Here is a 12,446-nt window from a genome sequence, read left to right as displayed (position 1 = left end):
AACCATGGTGGAGTACGGACTCGGCATGGGCCTCGACCGCATCAACCCCGAAGAGCCGCAGTGGCGCGCCGTGATCATTGAAAAGCGCTCTGAGATAATCCGCTTCCGTTCCCTGGAGACGCGCCGCCGACACCTGACCGCCGCGGAGGTAGAGTGAAATGTACCTCTCACAGTTGTTGATCAATGTTGGGGACGATCCGGACCGCCCCAGGCCTGGAAGGCTTTGGCTCCGCAACGTCTATCGCGTTCACCAACGTCTGTCGATGGGCTTCCCGTCGGCCGGCAAACTTAAGTCAGATCGTGAATTTCTAAAGCCGTATATGAGTGACGACTTTGGGAGCGTTCATGTCCAGCGCTCGAACGCCGAAGCGTTCCTGTTTCGCATTGACCCTCTTCCTGGCGGCAGGGCCATGGTGTTGGTGCAATCCGCCGTGCAGCCTGATTGGGGGTACGCGTTCAGCAACGCCGTCTTCCTTCTGGCCGGGCCACCTTCAGGCAAACACTTCGAGGTCAGTCTGAGGGAAGGGGACTCCTACAGGTTCCGCCTCCAAGCGAATCCAACCCGTAAGATAGAGACAAAGACGGGGGACGACGGCAAGAAGAGCCACGGCAAGAGGGTGCCTGTGCCGAACGAGCGCCTCGAAGACTGGCTTCTCCTCCGTGCGCAGCGGTGCGGTTTCCGCATCAGGGAAATGGCCGTCCAGGCCGGTTATTTGAACTTCTCCAAGGGTCCGGATAAGCAGGGGAGCCGCCTCCGAACGGCGCGCTACGACGGCGTACTGGAAGTGACGGACCCATCCTGCTTGGGAGAGTCAGTCATCTCCGGCATCGGCCCCGCAAAGGCGTTCGGGTGCGGGCTGCTTTCTCTCGCGCCGGCCAACGGGAGGTGACCCATGCGACTCCAGGACCTGCACACGCTCCCGAAAGTGAGAGACAGCTGGACCTATCTCTACCTGGAGCACTGCCGCGTTGACCAGGACGATAAGGCCATTGCCGTGCACGACGCCGAAGGCAAAACGGCCGTGCCGTGCGCATCGCTAACCACGCTCATGCTGGGGCCGGGCACAACGATAACCCACGCCGCCATCAAGACCCTGGCAGACAACGGCTGCATGGTCATGTGGTCCGGGGAGGGCGCGGTGCGCTTTTACGCCTCCGGCACCGGGGAGACTCGCTCCGCCCGCAACCTACTCAGGAAGTCTTACCTCCACTCGGACCTCAAAGCGCGGCTCAAGGTGGTGTTCCGCATGTACTCCATGCGGTTCAACGAGGAGCTGGACCCATCGCTCAACCTCCGGCAGGTGCGGGGCAAGGAAGGCATCCGCGTGCGCGAGACGTACGCCCGCTTCAGCCGCGAGACGGGCATACCGTGGTCCGGCCGCTCGTACCAGCGGGAGCAGTGGATGAACGCAGACCCAATCAACCGCGCGCGCTCCGCCGCAAACAGCTGCCTGTACGGCGTTTGCCACGCCGCCATCGTCTCGGCAGGGTACTCCCCTGCCCTGGGGTTCATCCACACCGGCAAAATGCTCTCGTTTGTCTACGATGTCGCGGACCTGTACAAGACGGAGATCACCATTCCCGTCGCGTTCAAGGCTGTGGGGGACGGCGGAGACAAGCTGGAGACCCGCGTGCGCCAGACCTGTCGCGATATCTTCCACGAAAGGAGGTTTCTTAACAGAGTCATCCCGGATATCGAAAAGGCGCTGGACGTTGGCCCCGCTGGTGAACTGGAGCTGGACGCAGACGCCGCAATACCCGGCGGGCTGTGGGACCCGTTTGTCGGGCTCCTGGGCGGCGGGGTGAACTACGGCGCAGAGGAGGCACCCATTGGTAGTGCTGACGGTTGAAAGAGTATCGCCGAGCCTGAGGGGAGAGATCAGCCGGTGGATGATAGAGCCCAGGCCGGGCGTGTTCGTGGGCAACCTCTCCGGCATGGTGCGAGACAGGCTGTGGGAAGATGTGTGCAAGAAAGCGAAAGACGGCGGGGCAATGCTCACCTACACAACAGATAACGAGCAGGGCTTTGCTCTGCGAATGTGGGGCAGCCCCAACAGAGTGGTCCGAGACTTCGAAGGGCTCGCGCTCATCACCGTTCCCCGTTAACGGCTGTAAATCCACAGGAGGCCCTGGCCTTTTTCAGTATTGTCCCCACGCACGTGGGGGTGAACCGCACGAGAAGGTTGTCATGACGGTTGACGCTGTCATTGTCCCCACGCACGTGGGGGTGAACCGAAGGAAGCAGAGCGCATCCTGCGTGAACGCCTATTGTCCCCACGCACGTGGGGGTGAACCGAACGGGCAACTGCATTATCACATGCTCGTAGGATTGTCCCCACGCACGTGGGAGTGAACCGAGACCCCTGGTTACCTGAACAGGTCCCAGATGATTGTCCCCACGCACGTGGGGGTGAACCGGCGCTGGTGGACCTGCCGGCGGTTCCGCCGGTATTGTCCCCACGCACGTGGGGGTGAACCGGCCGTCTACGGCATACCAGTTTGCGCTGGTTGATCGTCCCCACGCACGTGGGGGGGGTGAACCGTTCTACCGCATGGTGGACGGGCATATCGGCGTATTGTCCCCACGCACGTGGGGGTGAACCGAGGCTATAGAAAGCGTCCGGGTTGTCGCAGCGATTGTCCCCACGCACGTGGGGGTGAATTATCGGAAGGTGGGGCGACAAAGGGGCGGGGCTCATGTCCCCTCTCTCCGTGGACAGAGAGAGGGCTAGGGAGAGAGGTCGGGGGGCGCCGGCGGGCCAAAGGCAACACCCTCACCCGTCCCGATGGGGCATCGGGACGACCTCTCCCGTCAAGGGAGAGGTAAGAATGGGGCAAAGGGCCGAAGCAGCCGGAAAGGGCCATGGCAAGAGGTCTCCACGTCTGTTCTGCCTTATCCCCTCTCTCTGAAGTCGGTCGAAGATCCCTCATGCTTCATCGGGAAGAGAGGGCCAGGGAGAGAGGTCTACTCCAAAAAGTCACGCAGCTTTTGCGCGCGGACGGGCTGGCGGAGCTTGCGGAGGCCCTTGGCCTCTATCTGGCGGATGCGCTCGCGGGTAACGCCGAACTCCTGGCCCACCTCTTCCAGCGTGCGGCCGCGGCCGTCGTGCAGGCCGAAGCGCAGCTCAAGCACGCGGGCCTCGCGCTCCGTGAGCGTGGTGAGCACGCTTGCTATCTGGTCCTTGAGCACCTGGCTGAAGGCCGCCTCCTGAGGCGGCACGGCGGCGCGGTCCTCGATGAAGTCCATCAGGTGGGAGTCCTCTTCCTCTCCCACCGGCGTCTCCAGCGATACGGGCTCCTGCGAGATCTTGATGACCTCCCGCACCTTCTCGGGCGTCACTTCCATCACGGCGGCTATCTCATCAATGGTGGGCTCGCGGCCCTGCTGCTGCACCAGCACGCGGCTGGCGCGGATAAGGGTGTTGATCATCTCCACCATGTGCACGGGCACGCGGATGGTGCGCGATTGGTCGGCAATGGCGCGGGTGATCCCCTGCTTGATCCACCACGTGGCGTAGGTGCTGAACTTGTACCCGCGACGGTAATCGAACTTCTCCGTCGCGCGGATGAGGCCTATGTTGCCCTCCTGGATGAGGTCCAGCAGGGGCATACCGCGGCCCATGTACTTCTTGGCGATGCTGACGACGAGCCGCAGGTTGCACTCTGTGAGGTGGTCGTGCGCGGCCTGGCCCTCCACCTTGATGCGCTCCAGCCGGCGGTGGAACACGAGGTCGAGCACCTCCGCTTCCCTGGCGAAGCCGGGGTCGGCGATGCGCTCCCGCACCTCCGTCAGGGCGAGGTCCGCGCCCGCCAGCTCCACAACCTCCGCCGGCAGCAGGCGACTGTTGATGGAGGCGGCGTCCAGGCGGCGGCGCACGTCTTCCATGCTCTCGTTCAGCGCCTCTTCCAGGTAGGCCATCAGCTCTTCGGAGAGGTTGCCGTCCAGCACGTCGCGCAGCGCCGGGTCGGAGACGAGGCGCTGGAGGGTGATCTCTCCCTCCGCGCCCGCGTAACGGGCAAGGGCGACGACGATCGGCCCGGAATCGCACACGCGGCGGAGCATCTCCAGCACCACCTGCCGCGGCGTGGGCGCGCGGCCCAGGAGCTCCTCCATCTGCCGCTCCACCTTACGCACGTGGGCCGCAGCCTCCATGCTCCGCGCCAGCACGCGCTCCTCCGCCGCCTTGAGAAGCCCCTCCCTGCCTATCTCGCGCAGGTACATGCGGACCGGGTCTTCGATGAAGTCCGCCCCCTCTTCCGCGGCAACGTAACGGGCAGGCGCCCCTTCCGGCGGCGGCACGGGCAATACTGCGAGCTCAACTTCAGGTTCGGGTGTGGTGACCATTAAGCAAAGTCCTCGTTTCCATGACGTGTTCCATGGCGTAATCGGTACGACTCTCAAGAGGAATAACAAACGCCGTGTCGAGGTGGGGGCAGGCGGGGCCGGTCGTCCGGGGCCGATGTGGCGGCAAGAACATGATAACACAGGGGGACGGGGTACGGGGTACGGAGAGAGCAGGGGAGGCGCGCCGGGGAACGCACAGGACCCTGCGGTGTCGCAGGACCCATGTGCTTTTCCGTGCTTGTTGGGGCGCGGGCGCGCCGCCGACAGGCTAGGCGTCCTTGACGCCCTTGCCCTTGAGGTAGTCTATGGCAAGCTGAACGGTCGTGATCTTCTCGGCGTCCTCGTCGGAGATCTCTATCGGAGTCTCCGGCGTGCCGAACTCCTCTTCCAGCGCCATGATAAGCTCAACAAGGTCGAGCGAGTCGGCGTTCAGGTCCTCGGTGAACGAGGCGGTGGGCACAACCTGGGCCGCATCGACGCTAAGCTTCTCGGCAACTACCACCCGTACTCGCTCAAGGACCGTCGCCATCTTCAGATACCTCCATGTAATGTGCCCCACTCTCTAAACGGGGCGCTAGCCGTAAGGCGAAATTTATGACGCTGCTTCCGATTCGGCCGCGTGACTCTCCATCACGGAGCCCAGCACGCCGTTGACAAACTTGGGGGAGCTGTCCGAACCGAATACCTTGCCCAGCTCCACCGCCTCGTTAATCGCCACCCTGGGCGGCGTCTGGCCGCTCATCATTATCTCATAGATGGCAATACGCAAAACGTTGCGGTCCACCATGCCCATCTGCGCAATGGGCCACGTGGGCGCGAACCGCGATATTATCGCATCAATCTTGTCCTGGTGGTCAAGAACCCCGGCAATGAGCTTCCGCGCGAACGCTTCCACCTGATGGGAAACATCCTCCTCGTGCAGGCGTCCCTCGATCGCCGCCTGCACGGTGTGCTGCTTTGCGCCGTCTACTTCGTAGAGGACCTGGAGGGCGACGACTCTTGCCCTTCGCCGCGCTGCGGAGCTTCGTGATGCTGAAATGGCTGTGCTCAATTAGGGTACGGGGAATCCAGCACCCTCACCAGGAGGGCGCTAGTTCATCCTTAGCTTCAGGATGGAGTCCACATCACCCACGCTGACGGCGCGGGCAGACTTGTCTATCCGCTTGACCATGCCGCTGAGGGCGGTGCCGGGGCCAACCTCGATGAAGTAGTTCACGCCGGCGCCGATCATGTAGTTGATGGACTTGCTCCAGTTGACGCAGCCGCAAATCTGGGCAATCAGCTCGCCTTTCACATCTTCCGCCTTTGTGAGCGGCGCGGCCGTGACATTGGCGACGATTGGCACGACGGGGTCGCTGAACTTGAGGCCGTTCACGGCCTCCACCAGGCCCGCGCGGGCCGGCTCCATGAGGGCGGAGTGGAACGCGCCGCCAACCTTCAGGGGTATGGCCTTCTTGGCGCCGCGGACGGTGCACAGGTCCAGCGCGCGGGCGATGGCCATGCGCTCGCCAGAGATAACGATCTGCTCGGGCGTGTTTACGTTCGATACGTAGGTGCCGGTCTCCCGGGCTATCTCCTCCAGGGAGATCTGGTCCAGGCCAAGCACCGCGGCCATTGCGCCTTCCTGCTTCTCGCAGGCCTCCTGCATCAGGCGGCCGCGCTCTTGCACCAGCCGGGCGGTGTCGCCCACGCTGAGCACGCCGGAAACGGCAAGCGCGGTGTACTCGCCAAGGCTGTGGCCGGCAAGGAATCGGGGTTTGGGCAGGCTGTCCGTGCCCAGCTTCTCCTCCATGGCCTTCATGGATGCAAGGCTAACGGCCATGATCGCCGGCTGGGCGTTGGCCGTTTCGCGGAGCGTCTCCTCGGGGCCGGAGAAGAGAAGGCGGGTCAGCGGTCGGCCGAGCGCCATGTCCACCTCGTGGAACACAGCGCGGGCCGCGGGGGACGAGTTGTAAAGCTGCTCGCCCATGCCCACGGCCTGGGACCCCTGCCCGGGGAATAGGAACGCAGTATCTGTGCCAGGTCTGACAGCGGTAAAGCTAAGGCCCATTTTAGTCCTCCGTCTTGAGAGACGCTTGAACAGGGTCGGAGCTACTCTGCCGTTCCGGTGGAAACTACTTCGCGCCCGTTGTAGTAGCCGCACTTGGGGCAAACGCGGTGCGGCATCTTGGCGGCGTGGCACTGGGGACACTCGCTCAGGTTAGGGGGCGTCTTGGCGTGGTGCGCCGCGCGCTTGCCCTGACGGCCGCTGGAGTGTTTCTTCTTTGGGAGAGGTGGCATTGAATTACTCGGCTTCCCTTAGATTCAGAGTAGGCGCCAGGTCGAGCAAAGGCCCCCACTGGCTGTCCCTAACTACCTTGTCGCAATCGCATTCGCGCTCGTTGCGGTTCGTGCCGCACTTTTGGCATATGCCCAGGCAGCCTGCCTTGCACACGGGCTTCATGGGCACGCCCGCCACAAAGTACTGCATCACCGCCTCGGATATGTCCAGGATGTGGTTCTGGTCTATCAGCACCACATCCGCGTTCTCCAGGGTCTCGTCCACCCTCCTGCCGGTGTAAGGGTCCACCGTCATGAGGGCCTCTTCTTCCATCTCAATGTGCACCGGCTCCCGGCACTCCGTAAGGCACCGGCTGCAAGAGCACTCCGCGTACGTGTCCAGGCTGGCGCTGATCCACACCCCGGACTCCGTCTTCACCAGTTTCACCTTGCCGGAGAAGGGTGCCGGCTGGTAACCGCCGGCAAATTCTATCGGTTCGTCCTTGATGGCAAAGCTGCGGGAAGATCCGCTCGCCTCCATCAACAACTGAGATACGTTAAATTCCATCCCGCGCCTCCCCCTCGAGCGGAGGTAGCCCCTTCCTCGCAAACGCGCATTTTATAGCAGCCCCGGCGATTGTGTCAAGTTTCACATACGCCCGAAGCCAGGGGACACCCGCCGCGGATTCGAAAGTAATAGCAGACCGTCAATCAAAACCCAACCAAATAATTGTATCACACCGCCCAAAAATCTTTACAGTTTACGTTCCTTCCCCGCCTCTTCAGCCCGCTACTCACTGCTCACTGCTGACTGCCCACTGCCCACTGCTTAATCCACTATTCCCAATTCACGATTCTGACTCTATACTGCCCGCAAACCCGTGGAGACGACGCACCGATGAAGAGACTGCTCCTCCTCACAATCGCCCTTGCCGCCGCAGCGGCCCTCGGCGCCTGCTCAAAGGGCGACGAGAATATCGAGTACGCGCCGCGCAACCTCACCGTCCTCGTGGGCGGCGGGCGCGGAACAAGCTCGCTGAATGCCTACTTCCCCCAGCGCCTGCCCATCCGCGCCGGCGACACGGTCACGTGGGTGATGAACAAGGTTGGCGGCGACGACCCCCACACAGTCACGTTCACCGACACGCCGGACACCCTGGCGGACATCATCCAGAAGCCCAACGGCGGGCCGCTGGACCAGTACTTCCACCCAAGCCTGCTCTCCCCCACCCGCCTCCCCGGAGACCCCGTCGAAAAGTACGAAGGAACGGGCTATTACAACTCCGGCATCATGTTCGGCTACGACGTGGGCGTGCCCATGGTCGACCAGTTCCAGCTTACCTTCAACACTCCCGGCGAGTACCGCTACTATTGCGGCATCCACGAGTTCCACAAGGGCACCATCGTCGTCGAGCCCAAGACCACCGCCGTGCTCCCCAACCAGCCGCAGATAGACGATATGGCCCTCAAGGAGATGGAGCCCCTCCTGAACATTACCGAGGGCCTACAGGACCGCCTCGTGAAGACCGACATCGTGCAGGACCAGGAGGTAGGACCCAACGGCACCAGCATCTACATCGTCGCCGCGGGCATGGGATCCCCGGACGCGGAGGTAGTCGAGTTTTTTCCCCGTAATCTCACGATCAAAAAAGGCGATACCGTCGCGTGGGCCTCCTCCCGCTTCCACGCGGTCGTGTTCAACCCCGGAGGCGCCTTCCCCCCGTTCTACGTACCCGAAACACTGCCTAACGGCTCAAAAATACTCACCGCAAACCCGCAGGTCCTTGGCAAATACCGCGCAAATACTGAGTTCAACGGTACGGGCCTCTACAGCTCCGGCCTGATGGGCTACGGCCAGCGGCCGGGAGGAATCGGGTACACGCTCACGTTTGCGGTGACGGGGAAGTTCAACTACATGTGCCCCATTCACCGCGGCATGGTGGGCACGGTGACGGTGGAAGAGTAGGAGCAGACGTGCTTGGACAGGGGTCGATGGCGTTGCGCGGCAAGTGGGCGCCGGACTTGTGTTCGGCGCCCACTTGCCAGGAATCATCGGTCTCGGGAGGCTAACACCTGTCCGACGCCAACGAAGCGCAAGTCAGGAAGCTCACGCTAGTGTATTTCTTTGACCTGTTGCCGGGGTGGTTGACATTGTCGACGCCGTCCTCGAAGTAGAGCGTCATGTTGTGCCATCCAAAGCTGCTGGACCTGTGTACTCCGGGAACGTTTCTCAAGTTGTTCCGCTTGACTACCAGCCCCTGGGCATTGCCGGTGAAGCCCACCGTACCCAAAGCGTGCAGGTAGGTGAGATTCAGCCGGAACAGCTCTTTGCCCACCTCAACGCGTTTGGGGTCCAGCGTTGAGTAGTTCAGCCCTTCCTTGAAAAGCTTCTGCATCTGCATCAAGAAGCCCTGGGGATCTGCAGGGTAGTTGCCCGCGGGCGCAGGCGGGTTGAACTTGGGGTCTGCGCCGGTTGGCGCCTGGCCCTGCGCTCCATTCGTGGCGAAGTACCTCGCCAAATTGTTTTCAAGCCCGCCAGTCCCTGTTACCGGCAGGAAGAATGCGGAGTACCAAGGGTTCTCAGCGCCCGGCATGGCGCGGAGCCTGTAGTAGGCGGCGCCGGTGTTGAAGGCGGAGTTAGGGCCTTCCCGGTACGTGAACCTGATGCCGACATCCGCGAGGTTGGAGCGCATAACCTCCATGATGGGCGTGAACGCAGCATTGGCCTCCATGTTCAACGCCAGATCCGCGCCATTGTCCGGCCGGTTCACTATACCGTTCCCGTCTGTGTCCACAAGCCCCATAGCACCAAGCAGTTGTTTGGCTTGCGAAACGTTTCTGACCGCGTTCCGGGGCTGCCATTCAGCTCCCGGGTAGTATGGAGCCGTGGGATGGGGGACCCAGCCCTGAGCAGTCCCGATACCCAGGTATGCAAACTCGTTCATAAGATTCCGGTCCAGGGAAATGGATATTGCCGTCCGGAAGTCCTGGGTCCTGATAAGCTGGCCAATATAGGGGTCTTCGTTCCATTCCAGGTTTTGCTGCAGGCCCGCGTCGTTGCCGCTCAGGTCCGGCCACCGGGCGATGCTGAAGTCTCCCTTGTCCATGTTGGCGAGGTAGAGAGGAAGCTCCTGCAACAGGAAGTTCTCACTGAAAGGGCCATCCGTCTCGCCGCTCAAGGCCCTGAAGACAGCCACATCCCTTGCTTCCACCCTGTCATACACATAGCCGTCCAGGTATGGCAACTGGTTGCCCTGGGGGTCAGCACCATAAAAGTATGGGTTGGCGCAGAGCTTTACCTGTTGTGCGCTGCCCTCACATATGTAGAAGTATCCGAGCGAGGGGACGTTTGCTGTCGTGTTCACGTCGTACTTGCCGCGCCACGCCTGTGTCCAGACGGTGTAACCCCTGTCCTTCATAAGCTTTTCGAAGGCAGCAGGGTCGGGGGTCTTCGGATGGAAGTTCTTCGAGTAGTGGTAGGGCTCCCACATGCATTGAGAAATCGTGCCGCAGTATTGACCGCCTCTGAGATAGCCGGACTCCACGTAGCCGAAGTTTGCATTCTCAAAGCTGAGGGTGAAGGTGAAGTCGTTTATCTTTGTGAACTTGACCGGCTTGCCGGTTATTGGGTCCTGCATCTTCACCGGTACAGTCGGGTTCAGCTCCGCGTTGTAGTTTATCTGGTCGCTCCATGCCCACTCGACGTCCTTCATAGTGAAGGGTTGGCCATCGGACCATTTCAAACCCTGACGGATCTTGATCGTGTAAACCTTGCCGTCAGGGCTGCCCGAGAAGCTCTTGCACACGCTCGGATACCAGTCTATACCGTTTGCGTCCCAAACGACGCAGTACCCGCCTCCGGTGAGGTCTGAGCCGATGTTGGTGAAGTTGCTGGATGAGGTTATCCTCGCGACCCCACCGTACACTCCGATTTCGTCCACCGGGGCGTAAATGTACCTGTCCGCCACTATGGGCATGCGCTGGTCCAGCGGGGGCAATTTGGCCTGCCTGACCAGGTCGGCGCTCCTGGGACTTTCCCTGTATACAGTCGGCCGTGGCGAGTATTCCTTGCTGAAAACAGGGTATTCGCCAGGCTTCAGCGTCTTTGCCGTGTATTGCGGGAGTGCAAGCGGTAGCGCTGGCGCAGTACCTTGTCTCGGGGCAGCCGGTTGAGTGGGGGCGTTTGTGGCGGCCGGGGCCTCGGGCGACCGTGGCTGGGCCGGAGCTTCTGCCGCAACAGCTGCCACAGGCGCTGCCGGCGCGGCAAGCAAGCCGGGGGCCGAAGGGGCGCCTGCGGATACGACCGTGGCTGCGGGCACCGGGGCCTGGGGCTCCTCGGCTACACCGGGCTGGCAAGCTGCCAGGGCCGCGATAGCCGTTGACGCCATTACAGCCCAGGTGACTTTGATGGGGAACAGTAAACTCTTGACTATCGTTCTCACAGCGTTCCTCCTTCTAACACCAGTCTTCTATATATGAATTCGCCGATAACTCCTCCGCCGTATGTCTTACCTGGACCAGATTCACGCAAGCCGTGATTGCCGGAGCAAGGCAATGATCAATTGACCCAGAACGAATAGAGCTTCGCGTCCTTAATGTGGAACTTGAGCTTCACGGGCTTCCGGAGTCTGTGCTTGTAGCCCATGGGGTTTACAACCTCCCTGCCGTCCGGCAGCTTCAACATGGGGAGAGGCGGCTCGGCATGGATAATGTCCCGATCCCCGCGCCATTTCACGACAATGTCAGTGGAATCCGAAGATATCGGGCCGCATTCGGCCCGTGTGTACCCTGCGATGGGATTGCCTTCCATGTCCTGCACCTCAACCTCGACTCTGCCTCGCCGGGCGTCCACGTTGAGGTGCAGCCTCGTCCCCAGGAACGAGATTAGAGTGGTTGTGAGTACGCCCTCGCGCGCTTCAGGCTCTACTGAGGTGAATCCGTCCCTGCGCAACCTGGCGACCCCGACTGCGACGGCCCTGCGCTCGCCGTCTACCACACTTCCGGGCCAGCTATGTGTCCCGTTCTTAACACCGGCGATGTCGTGCGGGATATTTGACCCAAAGTAGTAGAAGCGCAGTTCGTCTCCGACAGAAATCACGTTGCATATCCCGGCGGATTGCGAGTCCCACGAACCTTTTGGGCCGGTCTCGAGCAGCTTCTGCACGCCGAACGGCCTGGAGAAGGTTATCCCGTTGCGGCTGAAGGCCAAGAGCGTCTCACGCGACTGTTCCAGGTACTCTTGCCTGTCATTGTGATATACCCAGATGAAGCCCACATAGACGCTCTCGTACCGCATGACAGTCATCCGGTAGTACTCGTCGCAGGGGCCGTCCAGCTCGTCCGCCGCCACAGCCAGGACCAGCGGCCCCCAGTGCCCAAAGTCCTCGCTAGCGGTCCACGCGACTGTGCGAGCAGAAGGTTCGAAGTACTTCACGTAAGGTCGCATATACGCTACGTACTTTCCGTGGCGCGGGTCCCACCCCAATAGGAACTGCCCATCTGACGTTCCGTGGTCTTTGCCGACCATTGGGTTGTTTGGATATACCTTCCAGTGAATGCCATCCGGAGAGAATGCTGCGTGGTGCCCGCTTGGTCCACCCGGCATACCCAGGAACGGGCCTCCGTGCCAAAAGAATGCCTTGTAGCGTTTGGCTGGTTCATTTAGGATGTCGTCTTTGACAACATTGGCATTGCGCCCGGGAAGGACGATGTTGTTGTCCCTGGAGCCAGCGACCTCCACAATGCCCAAGTCGGGTTTCTCCCAGTGAAGCCCGTCCTGGGACGTCGCGTAGGCGATCAGGCCATCCGTCACCTTGTATGTGTCGTACCACATCTTGTAAAT

At 61.6% G+C, this 12,446-nt stretch carries 10 protein-coding genes, 2 pseudogenes and 1 CRISPR repeat array; of the genes and pseudogenes, 4 read left to right on the top strand and 8 right to left on the bottom strand.

What is annotated here, in order from left to right; genetic code table 11:
* Positions 1–158: 158 nt before the first annotated feature.
* From cas6e to cas2e, 3 genes and pseudogenes are all read left to right on the top strand, one after another.
* A pseudogene (cas6e, locus tag FJ319_13360) lies at positions 159–890 on the top strand (type I-E CRISPR-associated protein Cas6/Cse3/CasE).
* A gap of 3 nt (positions 891–893) precedes the next feature.
* Positions 894–1,850 (top strand): type I-E CRISPR-associated endonuclease Cas1, encoded by a 957-nt coding sequence (cas1e, locus tag FJ319_13355; GenBank protein ID MBM3935260.1) that lies wholly within the window; start codon positions 894–896, stop codon positions 1,848–1,850.
* A complete protein-coding gene (cas2e, locus tag FJ319_13350; protein ID MBM3935259.1) occupies positions 1,831–2,106 on the top strand; it encodes a type I-E CRISPR-associated endoribonuclease Cas2 in 276 nt (91 codons plus the stop codon). The genes cas1e and cas2e overlap by 20 nt, the downstream gene beginning before the upstream one ends.
* 38 nt (positions 2,107–2,144) lie before the next feature.
* A CRISPR array of direct repeats spans positions 2,145–2,665; the repeat unit is 29 nt; unit sequence ATTGTCCCCACGCACGTGGGGGTGAACCG.
* 300 nt (positions 2,666–2,965) lie between these two features.
* Here cas2e and rpoD read toward each other — a convergent pair.
* From rpoD to FJ319_13315, 7 genes and pseudogenes are all read right to left on the bottom strand, one after another.
* On the bottom strand, positions 2,966–4,063 hold the full coding sequence (gene rpoD, locus FJ319_13345) for an RNA polymerase sigma factor RpoD (GenBank protein ID MBM3935258.1): 1,098 nt from the start codon (positions 4,061–4,063) through the stop codon (positions 2,966–2,968).
* 81 nt (positions 4,064–4,144) lie between these two features.
* Positions 4,145–4,345: pseudogene (locus FJ319_13340) on the bottom strand (RNA polymerase sigma factor RpoD).
* A gap of 268 nt (positions 4,346–4,613) precedes the next feature.
* Complete coding sequence (acpP, locus tag FJ319_13335) at positions 4,614–4,874, bottom strand: acyl carrier protein (GenBank protein ID MBM3935257.1); 261 nt, start codon at positions 4,872–4,874, stop codon at positions 4,614–4,616.
* Between the two features lie 63 nt (positions 4,875–4,937).
* Positions 4,938–5,384, bottom strand: coding sequence for a transcription antitermination factor NusB (nusB, locus tag FJ319_13330; GenBank protein MBM3935256.1), 447 nt, complete (start codon positions 5,382–5,384; stop codon positions 4,938–4,940).
* Positions 5,385–5,435: 51 nt separating this feature from the next.
* A complete protein-coding gene (fabD, locus tag FJ319_13325; protein ID MBM3935255.1) occupies positions 5,436–6,395 on the bottom strand; it encodes an ACP S-malonyltransferase in 960 nt (319 codons plus the stop codon).
* A 41-nt stretch (positions 6,396–6,436) separates the two neighbouring features.
* Positions 6,437–6,625: a 50S ribosomal protein L32 gene (locus tag FJ319_13320; GenBank protein MBM3935254.1), complete on the bottom strand. Its 189-nt coding sequence runs from the start codon at positions 6,623–6,625 to the stop codon at positions 6,437–6,439.
* 4 nt (positions 6,626–6,629) lie between these two features.
* Positions 6,630–7,172: a hypothetical protein gene (locus FJ319_13315; protein ID MBM3935253.1), complete on the bottom strand. Its 543-nt coding sequence runs from the start codon at positions 7,170–7,172 to the stop codon at positions 6,630–6,632.
* A 330-nt stretch (positions 7,173–7,502) separates the two neighbouring features.
* Here FJ319_13315 and FJ319_13310 point away from each other — a divergent pair, with 330 nt between their 5' ends.
* Positions 7,503–8,570 (top strand): hypothetical protein, encoded by a 1,068-nt coding sequence (locus tag FJ319_13310; GenBank protein MBM3935252.1) that lies wholly within the window; start codon positions 7,503–7,505, stop codon positions 8,568–8,570.
* A 100-nt stretch (positions 8,571–8,670) separates the two neighbouring features.
* Here the strand turns inward: FJ319_13310 and FJ319_13305 are convergent, their stop codons facing one another.
* Positions 8,671–11,046: a hypothetical protein gene (locus tag FJ319_13305; protein ID MBM3935251.1), complete on the bottom strand. Its 2,376-nt coding sequence runs from the start codon at positions 11,044–11,046 to the stop codon at positions 8,671–8,673.
* Positions 11,047–12,446 lie beyond the last annotated feature (1,400 nt).

It is taken from the genome of SAR202 cluster bacterium (genome assembly GCA_016872355.1).
Taxonomy (GTDB): domain Bacteria; phylum Chloroflexota; class Dehalococcoidia; order Lucifugimonadales; family VGZY01; genus VGZY01.
The sequence above is the reverse complement of the archived record's forward strand: the minus strand, read 5'-3'. Positions and strand labels throughout refer to the sequence as shown.

What these genes read in the sequence shown, in the direction of transcription:
- cas1e (MBM3935260.1), top strand. Translation starts at nt 894, where the DNA reads ATGCGACTCCAGGACCTGCACACGCTCCCGAAAGTGAGAGACAGCTGG.
- rpoD (MBM3935258.1), bottom strand. Translation starts at nt 4,063, where the DNA reads ATGCTCCGCCGCGTGTGCGATTCCGGGCCGATCGTCGTCGCCCTTGCC.
- acpP (MBM3935257.1), bottom strand. Translation starts at nt 4,874, where the DNA reads ATGGCGACGGTCCTTGAGCGAGTACGGGTGGTAGTTGCCGAGAAGCTT.
- fabD (MBM3935255.1), bottom strand. Translation starts at nt 6,395, where the DNA reads ATGGGCCTTAGCTTTACCGCTGTCAGACCTGGCACAGATACTGCGTTC.
- FJ319_13320 (MBM3935254.1), bottom strand. Translation starts at nt 6,625, where the DNA reads ATGCCACCTCTCCCAAAGAAGAAACACTCCAGCGGCCGTCAGGGCAAG.
- FJ319_13315 (MBM3935253.1), bottom strand. Translation starts at nt 7,172, where the DNA reads ATGGAATTTAACGTATCTCAGTTGTTGATGGAGGCGAGCGGATCTTCC.
- FJ319_13310 (MBM3935252.1), top strand. Translation starts at nt 7,503, where the DNA reads ATGAAGAGACTGCTCCTCCTCACAATCGCCCTTGCCGCCGCAGCGGCC.